The 16795-nt window shown below is 69.1% G+C and carries 16 protein-coding genes; 13 read left to right on the top strand and 3 right to left on the bottom strand.

All coding sequences use genetic code 11. From position 1 onward, the window contains the following. Positions 1-9: 9 nt before the first annotated feature. The 3 genes from JL108_RS13820 to JL108_RS13810 are packed head-to-tail and all read right to left on the bottom strand — an operon-like array spanning position 10 to position 2648. Positions 10-765, bottom strand: a complete 756-nt coding sequence (locus JL108_RS13820) for an SDR family NAD(P)-dependent oxidoreductase (protein ID WP_205198823.1) — start codon at positions 763-765, stop codon at positions 10-12. Beyond that, on the bottom strand, positions 762-1226 hold the full coding sequence (locus tag JL108_RS13815; RefSeq protein WP_205198822.1) for a nuclear transport factor 2 family protein: 465 nt from the start codon (positions 1224-1226) through the stop codon (positions 762-764). Before JL108_RS13815 ends, JL108_RS13820 begins: the two co-directional genes overlap by 4 nt. 33 nt (positions 1227-1259) lie before the next feature. Then, entirely contained in the window at positions 1260-2648 is a 1389-nt protein-coding gene (locus tag JL108_RS13810; protein WP_205198821.1) for an MFS transporter, read from the bottom strand. A gap of 29 nt (positions 2649-2677) precedes the next feature. On the opposite strand from JL108_RS13810, the gene JL108_RS13805 reads away from it, so the two are divergent. The 13 genes from JL108_RS13805 (at position 2678) to JL108_RS13745 (ending at position 16795) form a co-directional block, all read left to right on the top strand. Beyond that, a complete protein-coding gene (locus tag JL108_RS13805; protein ID WP_205198820.1) occupies positions 2678-4003 on the top strand; it encodes an aromatic ring-hydroxylating dioxygenase subunit alpha in 1326 nt (441 codons plus the stop codon). Further along, positions 4000-4512, top strand: coding sequence for a 3-phenylpropionate/cinnamic acid dioxygenase subunit beta (locus JL108_RS13800; protein WP_205198819.1), 513 nt, complete (start codon positions 4000-4002; stop codon positions 4510-4512). The genes JL108_RS13805 and JL108_RS13800 overlap by 4 nt, the downstream gene beginning before the upstream one ends. A 79-nt stretch (positions 4513-4591) precedes the next feature. After that, the gene (locus tag JL108_RS13795; RefSeq protein ID WP_205198818.1) at positions 4592-5782 is read left to right on the top strand and encodes an amidohydrolase family protein; all 1191 of its coding nucleotides are present in this window, start codon (positions 4592-4594) and stop codon (positions 5780-5782) included. 12 nt (positions 5783-5794) lie between these two features. Then, entirely contained in the window at positions 5795-6370 is a 576-nt protein-coding gene (locus JL108_RS13790) for an amino acid synthesis family protein (RefSeq protein WP_205198817.1), read from the top strand. Beyond that, positions 6367-7038, top strand: coding sequence for a DUF4286 family protein (locus JL108_RS13785; protein ID WP_205198816.1), 672 nt, complete (start codon positions 6367-6369; stop codon positions 7036-7038). The genes JL108_RS13790 and JL108_RS13785 overlap by 4 nt, the downstream gene beginning before the upstream one ends. A gap of 2 nt (positions 7039-7040) precedes the next feature. Beyond that, entirely contained in the window at positions 7041-8054 is a 1014-nt protein-coding gene (locus JL108_RS13780) for a dihydrodipicolinate synthase family protein (protein ID WP_205198815.1), read from the top strand. Further along, positions 8051-9046: an ornithine cyclodeaminase family protein gene (locus tag JL108_RS13775; protein ID WP_205198814.1), complete on the top strand. Its 996-nt coding sequence runs from the start codon at positions 8051-8053 to the stop codon at positions 9044-9046. The genes JL108_RS13780 and JL108_RS13775 overlap by 4 nt, the downstream gene beginning before the upstream one ends. After that, positions 9043-10503, top strand: a complete 1461-nt coding sequence (locus tag JL108_RS13770) for an NAD-dependent succinate-semialdehyde dehydrogenase (RefSeq protein ID WP_205198813.1) — start codon at positions 9043-9045, stop codon at positions 10501-10503. Before JL108_RS13775 ends, JL108_RS13770 begins: the two co-directional genes overlap by 4 nt. After that, positions 10463-11350 carry a VOC family protein gene (locus JL108_RS13765; RefSeq protein WP_205198812.1) on the top strand — a complete coding sequence of 296 codons (888 nt, stop codon included), beginning with the start codon at positions 10463-10465 and terminating at the stop codon, positions 11348-11350. The genes JL108_RS13770 and JL108_RS13765 overlap by 41 nt, the downstream gene beginning before the upstream one ends. A 503-nt stretch (positions 11351-11853) precedes the next feature. Then, the gene (locus tag JL108_RS13760; RefSeq protein WP_205198811.1) at positions 11854-12561 is read left to right on the top strand and encodes a GntR family transcriptional regulator; all 708 of its coding nucleotides are present in this window, start codon (positions 11854-11856) and stop codon (positions 12559-12561) included. Between the two features lie 107 nt (positions 12562-12668). Next, complete coding sequence (locus JL108_RS20515) at positions 12669-14378, top strand: thiamine pyrophosphate-binding protein (RefSeq protein WP_205198810.1); 1710 nt, start codon at positions 12669-12671, stop codon at positions 14376-14378. Between the two features lie 13 nt (positions 14379-14391). Then, positions 14392-15912 carry an aldehyde dehydrogenase family protein gene (locus tag JL108_RS13750; protein WP_205198809.1) on the top strand — a complete coding sequence of 507 codons (1521 nt, stop codon included), beginning with the start codon at positions 14392-14394 and terminating at the stop codon, positions 15910-15912. A 4-nt stretch (positions 15913-15916) separates the two neighbouring features. Continuing rightward, complete coding sequence (locus tag JL108_RS13745) at positions 15917-16795, top strand: SDR family NAD(P)-dependent oxidoreductase (protein WP_205198808.1); 879 nt, start codon at positions 15917-15919, stop codon at positions 16793-16795.

The raw sequence follows: 16795 nt of genomic DNA, 5'->3' as shown, positions 1-16795 counted from the left end.
CTTTCATGGTCAGCCGTCGACACTGAAGCCTCCGTCCACGACGATCGTCTGCCCGGTGACATAGGCCGACGTGGGTGAGGCGAGATAGACGATCGCGCCGGCCACGTCCTCGGGGCGCCCCCAGCGGCCGAGCGGGATGCGTTCGAGGAGCGGCCCGGCGCGTTCGCCGTCGACGAGCGGGCGGGTGAAGGTCGTGTCGATATAGCCGGGGGTGACGGCGTTGACGCGGATGCGATGGGGTGCCCATTCGAGCGCCAGGGCGCGGGTGAGCCCCAGGAGGGCGGTCTTGCTGGCACCGTACGAGGCCGCCTGTCGTACCCCGAGATGGGCGCTGAGCGATGTGATGTTGACGATCGAACCGCCGCCGAGCTCTCGCATGAGCGGCAGCACGGTCGTGGCTCCTGTGGCGGCGGCGCCGAGATTCGTGTCCAGGATCCGCCGCCAGGACTCCTCGGTCAGCTCCTCGGCCGGCGATCGGTCGATGGCGCCGGCATTGTTCACCAGGATCGATGGCGCGCCCAGTTGCCCGGCGAGCTCGGTGATCGCGACCCGTAGCGACTCGGGTTCTGCCACGTCGGCGGCTCGGGCTGCCGTCGGAAGCCCGGTGGCCTCGCCGATCGCCGAGGCGGTGCCGGTCGCCGCTGCCTCGTCGCGCGCGATGATGCCGACCCGGGCGCCGGCTGCGGCCAGGGCGGCCGCGGCCGCGGCGCCGATGCCCCGCGAGGCCCCGGTGACGATGGCGGTGGTCCCGGCCAGCGAGCTCATCGAGGGGATCCTTCGGCGAAGAGGCGGGCCAGCTCCAAAACGTTGCCGGTCGGCACCGCGCCGATCTGCACGAGCGCCTCGAGCGGGTTGATGTGGACGATCTCCGCTTCGAGCAGCCCGTCCTCGGCGAGGGGAAACTCCGCCAGGGCGTGGGTCACGATCTCGTTCCCGGTGGGCGCGAACGTCCCCCAGGCCCCGAGGTGATGGCGCCGGACGACGATCCTGGCGAACACGCGGTCGCCGGCATCGTGGAGGGTGACGCTCTGGTTCACGAGATCGGGGAAGGACGAGAACAGTGCCGTGTAGTGCGCACGCACCGCCTCCTGTCCGCGCAGCAACAGGTCCTGTGTGGGGATCGAGTACCAGCAGTCCTCGGTGAAGGTCGCCATCGTCGCGTCGACGTCCTGGGCGTCTTCGGCCGCGAGATGGGCTCGTACCAGGGCGAGCGCGGCGTTCGTCATAAGTGAATACAGTATACGTTGATGGGGTCTCTGTCACGCGGTCGCATCGCTCGGCGACGGCGCCGGTTGACGTGCGAGCAGGGCGAGCCCCGCCGCGATGACGGCGACGATGCCGCAGACCCCGAAGGCGAGGGAGAATCCGGCGGCGGCACCCCAGGCCGGCGCGGTGATGAGCGCGGCCGCGACCTGGCTGCCGATCGAGCCGCCCACGGTCCGGGCGGCGGTGTTGACGCCCGTGGCCTCGCCGATGCGGTCCGGCGGCGCGTTGAGCGTGACCGTGCTCGCGATCGCGGCCAGCATCAGGTTCAGGCCGATGCCGTGGGAGAGGGCGACCGCGACGATGAGGAGCAGCAGATGATGCCCGGCGGCGATGGCGAGCGCGAAGCCGAGGGCCATCAGGATCGCGCCGGTGACGATCGGCAGGGCGGGACTCCTGCGGCCCATGACCGCGGCCAGATAGCCCGCCACCACGCTGAGCGCGAGGGCCGGCAGCAGGACGAGGCTCGACGTGCTGACATCGCGGCCCAGGCCGGCGGGGTGCTGGACGAACAGCGGTATCAGGAAGCCGTTGCTGTACATCATGAAGCCGAGCAGGATCGCCGTCAGGTGAGCAGGCAGGATCGAGCGTTCGACCAGCATCCTCACGTCGAAGACCGGATCGGATTGGCGACGCGCCTGCCACCACCAGACGACGAGCAGGCCGGCTCCGGCGAGTGACAGGGGAAGCGACGCGCGAAGCCAGCCGACGGCCTGACCCTGGGAGATCGCCAGCAGGAGGCACGTGAAGCCGATGGTCACGGTCAGAGCGCCTCGCCAGTCGAGTCGCCTCCGGCTCAGCGGTTCGTGGAGGCGCCGGGTCGGCCACAGGAAGCCGATGGCACCCACGCTCATCGCGAGACTCACGGTGAAGGTCCATCGCCACGAGCCGGCATCGCTCAGGAACCCGGCGATCACCAGCCCGAGACTGCCGCCGAGCCCGAAGCTCCCGCTGATGAGGCCCACCGCCATCGCCACTCGGGCCCGGGGGAGGACGTCTCGAGCCATGCCGAAGGCGAGCGGGAAGGTGGAGCCGCCGAGTCCCTGGAGGATCCTGGCGAGGAGCAGCAGGGTGAAGTTCTGGGCCGTCATCGCCAGCAGCGAACCGATCGCCGAGAGTGCCAGCACCGCGATCAGCACCCGGGAGCGCCCCACGACATCGCCGACCTGGCCGAGGAGCGGGGTGGACACCGCGGTGCAGAGCAGGAAGGCGCTGACCAGCCAGGCCGCGGCATCGGCGTCCACGCCGATATCGGCCGCCATGTCCGGGAGCATCGGCACCACCATCATCTGGGTGGTCGAGTAGCAGAGGACGGCCAGTCCCAGACCGGTCACGAGACCCCACGGGGTGGTCGTTGCGGGGGTGCGCGATGACGGGGGGTTCACACCGGAGAGTTTAACTGTATTCTGTCTACATGAGCCGTTACGACGTGCAAGGCCGCCATGAGCTGGAGGATCGGATCCGCGAGACCGTGCGCCCGGAGCGCGGGGAGATCCCCATGTTCGTCTATTCCGATCCCGGCGTCTACGAACTGGAGATCGAGCGCATCTTCGGGCGTACCTGGCAGTTCGTGGGACATCTCTCGGAGATCCCGAACCCCGGATCCTTCGTCACGCGGACGATGGGCGAGGAATCGGTCATCGTCGGGCGCGGCGACGACACCATCGTCCGGGTCTTCCTCAATGCCTGCCGGCACCGCGGCATGCGGCTCGCCTGCGAGGACTTCGGCGAGGTCAACATGTGGCGGTGCCCCTACCACGGCTTCACCTACGGCTCGAAGGGCGATTTCCTCGGGACCCTCATGGGCGCGCCCTTCGAACGGGTCGCCTATCCGGAGGGTCTCGACCGTGACGCCCTGCACCTGGTGGAGGCGCGTACTGAGATCTACAAGGGCCTGATCTTTGCCACCTGGGCCAAGGACACCCCGCCGCTGGAGGACTTCCTGGGTGACGCGCGCTGGTACCTCGACCTGATCGTCGGGCGCGCCGAGATGGAGGTGGTCGGCTTCCCCGAGCGCTGGGTGCTCCCGTCCAACTGGCGGCTGCCGTCGGAGAACTTCGCCTCGGACGCGTACCACACCGCGACGGCCCACTCCTTCCTCACCCGACTGGATCTGGTGAAGGGAGTCGACTTCGGGCGCGACGGCTATCACGTCGATCCCGGTGGAGGACACGGACTGGGCGTGGGTGTGCACTTCGACGAGGAGTCGTACTTCCCCTCAGAGCTCGCCGACGAGTACCGGGACAATCTCGACGCCGGACAGTTCGAGACCCTCTCGAGGCTGAAGAACATGCACGGCAATATCTTCCCCAACTTCACCTTCCTCATCCCGAACTTCATCGAGGTCGAGGGTCGCCGCGTCTCGGGGGCGATGCTGCGGATCTGGCAGCCCGCGGGCCCCAACAAGACGCAGGTCTGGTCCTGGCACCTGGTCGAGCGCAATGCCCCGGAGTGGTGGAAGAAGCTCGGGCGCCGGATGTATACCCAGACCTTCAGCTCCTCGGGCATGTTCGACCAGGACGACACCGAGAACTTCGAGATGCAGACCCGCAGCTCGGACGCGGCCCTGTACCGGCGCGAGGAGTTCGTCCTGCACTATGCGATGGGATTGGACGCGCCACCGCTGGAGCCGGGGGAGTTCCCCGGTCCGGGCGATGTCTACGACGGCAAGTTCAGTGAATCGGCCGCCCGCACCTACTACCGGGTGTGGCGCGATCAGCTGCTGGAGGACGCACGATGAGCCGGAGCATGGTCGACCTGGAGACCAGGGTCGCGTTGGAGGACTTCTACATCCACGAGGCGGAGCTGCTCGACGACCGCCGATGGGAGGACTGGCTCGACCTGTTCGCTGACGACATCGAGTACACCGCGCCGATCCGGGTGATGCGCAAGATGCCCGCCTCGGACACGGTCGACGAGCTCGGTCACTTCGACGACACCAAGGCGTCGCTGACCCTGCGGGCCAAGCGGCTGCGCACCGATGTGGCGTGGTGCGAGGATCCGCCGTCGCTGACGCGCCGCTTCATCACCAATGTGCGGGTGGCCGAGGTACACGACTCGGGGGAGATGCTGGCCAAGACCAATATGCTCCTCTATCGCAGCCGTAGCGATATGGGCGCGTACGACCTGATCGTGGGGGAGCGGCAGGATCTGCTCCGGCCCGGCGGTGCGGACTGGCTGATCGCCCGTCGCCGGATCCTGATCGATCAGGCATCGATGTCGACCAAGAACCTGGGCGTCTTCCTCTGAGCCAATCAGCGGGGCGGCTTGCTGCCGCCTCGTTCGGCCAGCTAGTGTATACAGTCAACAGTCACCACGAGGAGGACCGATGAGTCTGGCCATCGTCAACATCGGCCTGAGCCACACCGGGGACGCCGGCGGGACGCCGCTGTCCGGAGACGCGGTCGTGTGCGACGACGGGCTGATCTCCTGGATCGGCGACAGCGCCGATGTCCGGCCCGGCGACCACGAGACCGTGATCGACGCCGCGGGAGTGGGCATGGTGCCCGGCCTGATCGACTCCCACGTGCACTCGACCTTCGGTGACTACACCCCCCGTCAGCAGACGGTCGGCTTCCTGGAGAGCTACGTCCACGGCGGCGTCACCCGGGCGATCAGCGCGAGCGAGGTCCACGTCCCGGGACGTCCCACCGACCCCGAGGGCGTCAAAGCGCTCGCGATCGCCGCACAACGCGCCTTCCGGGACTTCCGTCCCGGAGGCATGACGGTCCACGCCGGGTCGGTGATCCTCGAACCCGGCCTGACCTATGAGGATTTCGCCTACCTGCGCGAACAGGGCGTCTGGCTCGCCAAGGGCGGCTTCGGCGCCGTGTCCGCACCGCGGGACTACGTGCCCCTGGTCCGGGACGCGCGGCGGGCCGGCATCGTCGTGACCTTCCATACCGGGGGCGGCAGCATCCCGGGCACCTTGGAGCGGATCGATGCCGATCTGCTCCTGGAGATGAACCCGAATGTCTCCTTCCACGCCAACGGCGGGCCCACCGCCATGCCGGCCGGGGACAACGAGCGGCTCGTGCGCGAGGGGGAGATGGCGCTGCAGCTGGTCATGGCCGGCAATCTGCGCTCCTCGCTCGACATCTGCCGGCTGGCCCATGAGCACGGACAGACCGGCCGGATCCTCATCGCCAGCGACACTCCGACCGGCACGGGGGTCGTTCCCCTCGCGCTGTGGCATCTGTCGGCCGAGCTCGTCTCGCTCGGCGGCCTCGACGTCGATCAGGCGATCGCGGCGATGACCGGCCAGGTGGCGGACGTGTTCGGACTCGATGCCGGACGTCTGGAGATCGGCCGGCCCGCCGACCTGCTGCTGCTCGACGCGCCGCTGGGGTCGGTCGGTCGCACGTGGGCCGATGCGCTGCGCGCCGGCGACATCCCCGGGGTCTGCGCGGCGGTGACGTCCGGCGTCGTCCGCTTCGACAAGAGCCGCAACACCCCAGCCGCGGCACGATCCATCACCATCCACGGGCAGGTCGCGGCGTCGTCCGCCGGCGGCCACTGAAGAAGGAGTGTTATGAGCAACCTCGAGGTACGAGCGTGGTACACGACGCTGGAGGAGATCCACCACGATGGCGGTGACCGCGTCGACGAACCGCTGCTCAAGGTGGCGGTCACGGCAGTCATCAAGAACCCGTACGCCGGCCGGTACAGCGAGGACCTGAGCGCGCTGCTGGAGCCCAGCGGAGAGCTCGCCGTCGAGCTCGTCGACCGGTGCAAGGCCGCCCTCGGGGGCGTCCAGGCGGAGAGCTGCGGCAAGGGCGCCATCATCGGTCTCGACGGTGAGCAGGAGCACGGGGTCGCCTGCCTCACGACGCCCTTCGGTGATGCGATGCGCAATGGAATCGGAGGTACCGGCTGGGTCACCTCGGCCACCAAGATGGGCACCGCCGGGACCGTCATCGACGTCCCGCTGGCGTACAAGAAGGCCCTGTTCGTGCGGGAGTTCTACGACGCGATCACCGTGTCGATCCCGACCGGACCACGCGCCGACGAGATCGCGGTGATCGCCGCGCTCGGCACCCGCGGCCGGGTGCACCACCGCGTCGGCGGACTCGCGAAGTCCGAGGCCGTGGGAGATGGTCTGCGATGACCAAGGGACTGCTGTTCTCCCAGATGGCGCCGCCCGCGGGCTGGGAGGCCGACTTCGACGACTGGTACAAGAACGAGCACATCCCGCAGCGGATGGCGATCGACGGCTTCTCCCATGCTCTGCGGTATCGCCAGGACGGTGACCCCTGGCACCTGGCCTGCTACTTCCTCGACGACATGGCCGCCCTCGACACCCCCGAGTACGGGCTGCTGAAGTCCGACCCACCGGAGCGCACGGCCCGGATGCTCGACAATGTCAGCGGCTTCACCCGCTACATCACCGACCAGATCGCGGACACGGCCCCGGAGCAGCCATCGGACTGGACCGGCACCGATCACACGCTGTACGTGGTCGCCTTCGCCGTGCCCGAGGAGGACGAGGCCGAGTTCGACGGCTGGTACGACGAGGAGCACACCCCGCTGCTGATGAAGGTGCCGGGCTGGCTCCGCGTCCGCCGTTACCGGGTGCGCCCGGGATTCGCCGGTCCGCCGTGGACGCATCTGGCGCTCCACGAGATCGAGAGCCCTGCCGTCCTGGACGCCCCCGAACGCGCGGCGGCGCGCGATACCCCGCGCCGCGACGCCCTGGCCGCGAAACCGTGGTTCACCAGCGGCCGCTGGGTCTACGACCCGATCTCCCTTGTCCGCGCGACCTCGAAAGGCAACTGAACATGGCACTCCCCTATAGCCGCGGTGAGATCAAGGACCGCGCACGCAATGAGTGGATCGGCGCGTGCAGCGTGACCCTTCCCTCGTTCAACGAGGACTTCTCCGGTCTCAACGAGGCCGGCATCCGCTTCGACATCGCCCGGGCCGCCGAGCTCGGTTTCTGGGGCACGCTGGTCGCCTCGGAGAGCAGCACCACCTTCGAGGAGTACAAGCGTTTCCTCGAGGTGGCCACGGAGGCCGCGCCGGAGGGATTCAAGATCGTCTCCCACCTCAGCTTCGACACTGTCGACCAGGCGGTCGAGATCGGCAAGCTGTCGGAGGACCTGGGTGTGGAGGCGGGCCTGCTGTCTTATCCGCAGAGCTTCCGTCCCAAGAGCGCGGCCGAGGTCGTCGAGCACACGCGCTACGTCACCGACAACACCGACCTGGCGATGATCCTGTTCGCGGCCACCACCTGGGGCTTCAAGCCGCTCGACCCGACCGGCTTCCCGATCGAGGCGCTGGTGGAGATGAGCAAGATCGACACCGCCGCCGCGCTGAAGTACGAGGGCGGCGGCGCCGCTCTCTTCTCCGCCCTGACCCAGGTGGCCGACCTGTGCGGCGACAACCTGCTCGTCGAGTACCCCCAGGAGATGCTGATCCCGGCACAGCAGCGGTTGCTCGGCACCCGTTGGTGGGGCACCAGCGCCTACGAGTCCTTCGGTGACCGGGTCCCCAAGGTGATCGACGCGCTGCTGGCGGACCGCTACGAAGACGCGATGGAGATCTTCTGGAGCTATCAGCCCGCTCGCGAGGCCAAGGGCGCCTTCCACGCGACCTTCGCCGGCGCCGGCCTGATCCACCGCCAGGGGTGGAAGTACCTGAGCTGGCTCAACGGCTTCAACGGCGGTCAGCTGCGGATGCCGACCATGCGGCTGCAGCCCGGCCAGATGAAGGCCCTGCGTGCCGGCCTGGCTGCCTCGGGGTTCGACCTGCCGGCCGACGACGAGGGCTTCTACCAAGGACGGGTCGGATGACCATCCACCTGGACAGCGACGACATCGGCCGGCTGTGCGATGAGCAGATCGCCTTCGACGCGGCCGAGATGGCGCTGAAGGCGCAACGCGCGGGGGAGGAGCAGCTTCCGCCCCGGATCGACGTCAACGTCCCGACCGGCTTCCTGCGGGTGATGCCGGCGGCCCTGGGCGAGTACATGGGCGCCAAGGTCATGACCGTGTCCAGGGGAGTGGGGAACCGCTACCTGCTGCTCGTCTACGTGCAGGAGACCGGTGAGCTGCTGGCGACCCTCGACGCCTCGGAGGTGACGCGTCTGCGGACGGCCGCCACCACCGCGCTCGCGGGCCAGCTGCTCCATCCCGGCGAGGTGACGCGGCTCGGGCTCGTCGGCACGGGCTTCGAGGCGGAGAGCCACCTGCGCGCCTTCACTCGGCTGTGGCCGTTGAACGAGGTCAGGGTGTTCAGCACGTCGGCGGAGCGTCGCACGGAGTTCGCGCGGCGGATGACCGCCGAGCTCGGCATCGACGTGATCGCGGTGGACGACGTGTCCGAGGCCTGTTCGACGGCAACGGTGACCGTGCTGTGCACCAAGGCGACGACCCCGGTGGTCGACGGCTCGGTGTTCGCGCCGGGCGGAGTCGTCCTGTCGATCGGCTCGACGAGGCCGGACCTGCGGGAGCTGGACGTGACCACCTTCGGCCGTGCCCGCGCGGTGGTCGTCGACGACCCGGTTCAGGTCATGGCCGAGTCCGGGGACGTGGTCGCCGCGGTCCACGCGGGGATGATCGGCGCCGAGTCGTTGATCTCGATGGCGCAGTGGTCGCACGACAGCCTCAACGGCGGTGCCGGCCGCGATCTGCTGGTCTTCAAGTCGGTCGGCACCGCCGCACAGGACCTCGCGCTGGGGGCCGTGCTCATCGACAGCGCCCGTGAACAGGGCCTCGGCCGCGAGATCGGCGAGATCACCGAGCTGAAAGGCATGATGAAGACGACTTTGAGGGGCAGCGCATGACCGCGCCGACGACGGTGGACGAGGTGAGCGCGGGTCTGCCGAGCGGCCTGCTGATCGACGGACGATGGGAGCGGGTGGACGAGACCTTCCCCGTCGTCGACCCGGCGACCGAGAAGCCGATCGCGCGGGTCGCGGACGCCTCCGTCGCGCACGGACTGCGCGCGCTCGACTCGATCGTCGACGCGGCACCGGGCTGGGCGGCCACGACCTTCCGCGAGCGGGCCGAGTTACTGCGACGTGCCTTCGACGCGCTCACCGCACGGCGCGAGGAGTTCGCCCGGCTGATCGCCACGGAGATGGGCAAGCCGCTGGAGGAGGCGCGTGGCGAGGTCGACTACGGCGCGGAGTTCCTGCGCTGGTACGCCGAGGAGGTCTCGCGCCCCGAGGGCGACTACCGGCGATCGCCGGATGGCGGTTCGCGGATTCTGGTCTCCCGCCGTCCCATCGGTCCCTGTCTGCTGATCACGCCGTGGAACTTCCCGCTGGCCATGGCGACCCGCAAGGTCGCGGCGGCCCTCGCCGCGGGATGTACGGCCATCCTCAAGCCTGCGCCTCAGACGCCGCTCACCTCGTTGCGGTTCGCGCAGCTCCTCCTCGACGCGGGATTGCCCGCGGGCGTGCTCAACGTGGTCACCACGATGGACGCGCCGGCCGTGTGCGGTGCCCTGCTCGCCGACGGCCGGATCCGCAAGGTCTCGTTCACCGGATCCACCGCGGTGGGCCGCCTCCTCATCGCCCAGTGCGGCCCGCAGGTGGTCCGCCCCTCGATGGAGCTCGGCGGCAATGCGCCCTTCATCGTCGACGAGGATGCGGACCTGGACCGTGCGGTCGAGGGGGCGATGATCGCCAAGATGCGCAATATGGGCCAGGCCTGCACCGCGGCGAACCGCTTCCTCGTGCACCGGCGGGTGGCCGACGAGTTCGGCCGCCGGCTGGCCGAACGGATGCGCGACCTCACCGTCGGACATGGTCTGGACCCGCTGTCGCAGGTCGGGCCGATGATCGACGGGGCGGCATGTGACAAGCTCGCGGGGCTGGTGCGGGACGCGGTCGATCACGGGGCGCGCCTGCTGACGGGCGGCAGTCCGTTGCCGGGCCCGGGGACCTTCTTCGAGCCGACGGTGTTGACCGATGTGTCACCGGGGTCGAGGATGTTCGCCGACGAGATCTTCGGGCCGGTCGCGGGCGTGACCTGTTTCGACGATCTCGATGAGGCGGTCGCGGTCGCCAATGACACCGAGTACGGTCTGGTCGCCTATCTGTACTCGGGTAACACCGAGAAGGCGTTGCGCACCGCCGAACGCCTCGACGTGGGGATGGTGGCGCTCAACCGGGCACTCGTGTCCAATGCGGCTGCCCCGTTCGGCGGGATCAAGCAGTCGGGTCTCGGCCGAGAGGGCGGAAGGGAAGGAATCAATGACTACCTCGATCTCCAGTACGTCGCCATCGACGCCTGAGCGGTCACCGGCCCGCGGCTGGGTCGAACGCATGGTCGTCGCGGTGCCCGATCCTGAGGCGACCGCGGAGTTCCTCGCGTCCGGACTGCACATGGCGATCGTCGAGAAGGACGGCAGCCTGATGGCCAGCTGCGCGGGCGAGTACCACGCGGGCCGCGGCCAGGGAGCTATCCAGCTGGTGACCGGGCCGGAGCTCGGCGTGGAGCGGCTGGTCTTCGCGCTGCCCGACGGAGTCGATCTGGCGGAGCTGGAGCGACACCTGGGCGCGCGGCGGATCAGCGACTCCGCTCTCGAGGTGATCGATCCCGCCAGCGAGGTGCGGGTGACCTTCGAGGTCGCGGCGACACTTCACGTCGACGTCCCCGAGCCCTCGGTGCTGCGACCGAGGCGCATGGGGCATGTCAACCTCATGTCGCCGAAGCCGAGCGACACCGCGGCGTTCTTCACCGAGCGGATCGGACTGCGGCTCTCGGAGTACATCGGCGAGAACCTGTTCTGGATGCGTACGGATACCGAGCACCACAATGTGGCGCTGCGGCCCGGCGGGCCGCGATCGGTGCATCACCTCGGCATGGAGGTCGCCGGCTGGCACTCCTATCAGCCGATCCTCGATCACCTGGACGACCGGGGGTACAAGATCGAGTACGGCCCGGGCCGGCATCGGCCGGGCCGGAGCCTCTTCGTCTACGTGCGGGACCCCTCGTCGGGGCTTCGCCTGGAACTGTTCGCCGACATGGTGCACATCGTCGACCCCGAGGCCGAGCCGATCGGCTGGGAGCCGGGGGACCGGATGACCAAGACGCTGAACACCTGGGGTCCGCTGCCGCCGCAGTCCTTCCTGGACTGAGGTCGCGCCGGTAGGTGATCTCGCTCCGTGACGGCTACGCCCCTGGTGTCACGGCTCCATCGGCACCTGCTCGCTGCGCTCGCGGTGCCTACTCGATCACCGGATGGTCGGTGGTCGAGTAGCCAAAGGCCGTTCACGGCCGACGCGTATCGAGGCCACGTGGGACGGGGTGATCTCGCTCCGTGACGGCTACGCCCCTGGTGTCGCGGCTCCATCGTCGCCTGCTCGCTGCGCTCGCGGTGCCTACTCGATCACCGGATGGTCGGTGGTCGAGTAGCCAAAGGCCGTTCACGGCCGACGCGTATCGAGGCCACGTGGGGTGGGGTGATCTGGCTCTGTGACGGCTACGCCCCTGGTGTCACGGCTCCATCGTCGCTCGTTCCTCGCGAGCTACTCGATCACCGAGATGCCCTGCTTGCTGGCGGACCCTCTGAGACCTGGCTCTCACCCACCACGGGGCGCTGTGATATGGACGAGACGCTGTTTCTATGTATTCTGTTTACATGCCAGAAACACATCCCCTCGCGGCGATCGCCGTCCAGAGAACGCTGACGGATCGGCGGATCACGGCTGACTACATCGCCGACGCACTGCGCCGGGCGATCAACGAGGGCCAGCTCGCGGACGGCGCGGAACTCAATCAGGTGGAGCTCGCCACCCACTTCGGCGTTTCCCGCGTCCCGGTGCGCGAGGCGCTGCGACAGCTTCAGGCTGAGGGGCTGATCGAGTCCCACGCCCACCGGCTCTCCTTCGTGCGGGCGACCGATCCCGCGCGCCTGGCCGAGGTCTTCTCCTTGCGGGCGCTGATCGAGGGGTGGCTGATGGAGCGGGCCGTGCCGCACGTCCAGACGGAGACCATCGCCGCGGCGCGCGAGGTCAACGAGCGGTTGCGCCGGGAGACCGATCACGCCGCCTGGCTGGAGCTCAACCAGGAGTTCCATCAGCTGCTCTTCAATGCCGCGAGCTCGGAGGAGGCGCTGGCTCTGCTGGAGCCCCTGCGGCTGCGTTCCCAGCGGTACAGCCGGCTCTGGTCCAAGGGCGGCGCCGTGCATCGGCCGGTCGACGCCTGCTCGGAACACGACCGGATCCTGGAGCTGGTCGAGGCCGGTGACGCCGCGGGTGCGCGCACGGCGTCCGAGCAGCACGTCATGCACAGCTGCGATGCGGTGGTGGCGGCCGGACGCATGATCCAAGAGGGCCAAGGCAACTAGGCGTGATCTCGGCGGTGCCGTTCGTGCCGCTGAGATGAGGGTGGCGCACGACCACGCGATAAGTGTATACTGTCGCCAATTGCCCTCGACGCGAAGGAGCGTCCACCGTGCCCGATCGCCCGGCCGCGCGCCACGGCTCTGATCTCGTCGTCGATCTCCTGATGGAATCGGGGATCGACCACGTCGCCTTCAATCCTGGCGCGAGCTTTCGGGGGATCCACGACTCCCTCGTGCATACGAGCGAGGCACCGGAGATCACGCTGTGCCTGCACGAGATGATCGCCGTGAGCATGGCACAGGGCTATGCCAAGGCGGCCGGCCGGCCGATGGCGGTCCTGCTGCACAATGTCGTCGGCCTCCAGAACGCCAGCATGGCGATCTACAACGCCTGGTGCGACCGGGTGCCGATGCTGCTGCTCGGAGGCACCGGGCCGAAGTCGACACCCCATCGCCGCCCATGGATCGACTGGATCCACACGGCCTCCGTGCAGGCCAATCTCGTGCGCGACTTCGTCAAGTGGGACGACGAACCCCATGACATCCACAGCGTCGAGGAGTCCTTCGCCCGAGCGATCGCCGCGACCCGCAGCGCGCCGACCGGCCCGGTCTATCTCTGCTATGACGTCGATCTCCAAGAGGATCCGCTGCCCGAGGACCTGTCGGTCGGTGGGGTCGGCCGATATCCGATACCGAGCAGCCCCGCCCCCTCGCCGGAGGATCTGCGGTGGATCGCCGAGCAGCTGCGTGCGGCCCGGCGGCCCGTCATTCTGGCGGGCTACGCCGGAGAGTCGCCCGAGGCCTTCGCCGATCTCGTGACCCTCGCCGAGACGCTCGGCGCCCCGGTGGTGGACACCGGTGTGCGGCACGCCTTCCCGACGACGCATCCGCTGGCCGCCACGCACGTCGAGGACGTGCTGGACGAGGCCGATGTCGTCCTCGCCCTCGACGTCGAGGACATCGACAGCCGGTTGCGAGCGCGCTACGGGGACGCGGGACTCTCGGTCGTCAACGTGTCGCTGGCGAACCTGAAACTGCGCGCGTGGGCCCACGACTATCAGGCGATGGTGCCGGCCGACCGCCAGATCACCGCATCGGCCGACCATGTGGTGTCCGGCCTGCTCCGCACCTTCGAGGACGAGCCGCTGGCCGCCGTGGCGGTGGACGAGCGGATCGCGCGGACGACCGCCCTCACGACGAGGACGCGCGAGGAGGCCCAGCGGGCCGCCCGGTCGGCGACCGCCGACGGATGCGTCCCGCTCGAACGACTGCTGATCGAGCTCGCCGACGCGCTGGCGGGCACCGACTTCGTGCTCGGCGGCGGCACCAACGGCCGGCTGGAGCACCGCTATCTGCCCCTCGACCGCCCACGCCAGTACGCCGGCTGGGGCGCCGGCGGTGGACTCGGCTACGGGGTCGGCGGCGCCTTGGGGGTCGCGCTCGCGCAGCCCGAGGGCACCATCACGGTCGACGTGCAGGCCGACGGCGATCTGCTCTTCCTGCCCCAGGCGCTGTGGACCGCCGCCAACAAGTCGCTGCCGGTCCTCATCGTCGTCAACAACAACCGGCAGTACGGCAACACGGTCGAGCACGCGATGAAGATCGGCGAGGCCCGCGGCCATCAGGAGGACCGGCGCTACGCGGGTGCCGGTCTCGCGGACCCCGCCGTGGACCTCGCGGCGATGGCGCGCTCGTTCGGCGTCTGGGGGGTCGGCCCGATCACCGACCCGGAGTCGCTGGCCGAGCAGCTCGCCGCGGCCGTCGAGGTCGTGCGTTCGGGCAAGCCCGCGTTGATCGACGTAGTAACCCCAGGATTCTAGAGAGAGGCCACCCATGACCGAGGTTGATGTCGCCGACGCGATCACCCGCCACATCGACGGACGCGAGTTCGCGATGCTGATCGGCGGAAAGTTCATCGGCAGTGAGGACCGGCCGGTACGCGAGGTCCACGACCCGTCCACCGGCGCGCAGATCACCACGATTCCGCAGGCATCGGCCGCCGATGTCGATGCCGCGGTCGCCGCCGCGGAGGAGGCGCAGCCGGCCTGGGAGGCCCTCGGGGTCGCGGGCCGCTCGCGCTGTTTCGAGCGATTCGGCGAGCTCGTGCGCGAGAACCGCGAGCAGCTGGCGATGCTCGACGCGATCGACTGCGGCAACCCGGTGACCGCGATGCGCACCGATATCGACATCTGCCAGGCCTATCTGGAGGGCTGGCCCGCCTTCGCGCGGTCCATGACCGGCGATGTCTACCCGGCAAGCCCGGGCAACCTGCACTACTCCGCGCATCGGCCCTACGGCGTCGTGGGACGGATCACCGCGTTCAACCATCCGGCGATGTTCGCGATCACGCGTCCGCTGCCGTCGCTGATCACCGGCAACACCCTGGTGATGAAGCCCTCCGACGAGACCTCGTTGTCGACGCTGGCGCTGGCCGAGCTCTTCGCCGAGGCCTTCCCGGCGGGCGTCGTCAACATCGTGACCGGTGGCGCCGAGGCCGGCGACACGATCGTCACCCACCGGGCGATCAAGCGGCTGGCATTCACCGGATCGGTGCCCACTGGTCTCCTCATCCAGCGCCGTGCGGCCGAGTCGGGCATGGTCAAGCACCTCTCCCTCGAGCTCGGCGGCAAGAACGCGATGGTCGTGTTCCCCGATGTCGACATCGACCTCGCCGTCGAGGGGGCGATCTACGGGATGAACCTGGACGTGTGCCAGGGACAGTCCTGTGGTTCCAACTCGCGGATCATGGTGCACGGCAAGATCTACGACGAGTTCGTCCAGCGGATGGCGGCACGGCTCGCCGAGTACCGGGTCGGGATCGCCTACGACGAACAGACCGATGTCGGCCCTGTGGTCAGCGCGGTGCACCGCGACCGTGTCGCCGGCTACATCGAGTCCGGTATCGCCGAGGGGGCCACGCTCGTGCACGGCGGCGATCGCCCCGCTGGCCTGCCCGCGGGCGGCAATTTCGTCAATCCCGCGCTGTTCGCGGACGTCACGCCGCAGATGAGGATCGGCCGCGAGGAGATCTTCGGGCCGGTGATGTCGGTCTTCCGCTGGGACTCCTATGACGACATGCTCGCCGAGGCCAATGGCCTGGAGCTCGGCCTGACGGCGAGCGTCTGGACCAATGACCTCGCGCTGGCGCACCGGACCGCCGACGCCCTGGACGCCGGCTATGTCTGGGTCAACGACTCGACGCGCCACTACTTCGGCACCCCCTTCGGCGGGACCAAGAACAGTGCGCTCGGTCGCGAGGAGTCCCAGGACGAGTTGTTGAGCTATCTGGAGCACAAGGTCGTGCACACCCGCCTGGGCGATCCGCGCGCGTCGATGACCCGTCTCCTCGGGTGAGCGCGTGAGGTGGCTCGAGGGCGATGTCGCCCTGGTGACCGGCGGTGCCTCCGGTATCGGCCGCGCGGTGGTCGATCGTTACGTGGAGGAGGGGGCGAGAGTCGTCGTCGCGGACATCAGCCCCGAGGGGCTCGCCGAGGTGAAGGACCGCCACGGTGACAGCGTCGCCACGGTGATCACCGATGTCCGCGATTTCGAGCAGAACCGGGCGGCGGTCCGCACCGCCGTCGAGGTCTACGGCCGGCTGGACGTCCTCGTCGCCAATGCGGGCGTGGGCGACGGCTTCGCCGAGGTGGCCGATCTGGATCCGTCGACGATCGACGCCGCTTTCGCCCAGGTCATGGACATCAACGTCAAGGCACTGATCGTGGGAGCCAAGGCGGCGCTGCCCGAGCTGGTCCGGACCCGGGGCTCGATCGTGGTGACCTTGTCGAACTCCTCGTTCTGGCCCGACGGGGGAGGTGTCCTCTATATCGCCAGCAAGCATGCCGCGCTCGGTGCCATGCGTCAGCTGGCCCACGAGTTCGCCCCCCATGTCCGGGTCAACGCCGTGGCTCCGGGGGCGACCCGCACCGATATCTCCCGGCCCGAGGTGCTCGGCGAGGCCGCCAAGGGCCCGCGGACGCCGGCCCACATCGATCCATCGGACAAGGCGTCGGCGGTGGCGAGCACGACCCCGCTGGCGATCTTCGCCGAGCCGGCCGATCACGCCGCCGCCTATGTGCTCGCGGGCTCGCGATCTCAGGCTTCGGCGATGACCGGCACCGTGATCGAGAGCGATGGCGGGCTGGGGGTGCGGGGCCTGCGCCGCACCCGCGGGGGCGATGATCTGCCCGAGCGTCTGCGAGCGAGCGGTGAGGGTTGCCAGGAATCTGTCAACTGA

Source organism: Aeromicrobium sp. YIM 150415, from assembly GCF_016918125.1.
Taxonomy (GTDB): Bacteria; Actinomycetota; Actinomycetes; order Propionibacteriales; family Nocardioidaceae; genus Aeromicrobium; species Aeromicrobium piscarium.
This window is presented reverse-complemented; position numbering and strand designations above follow the sequence as displayed.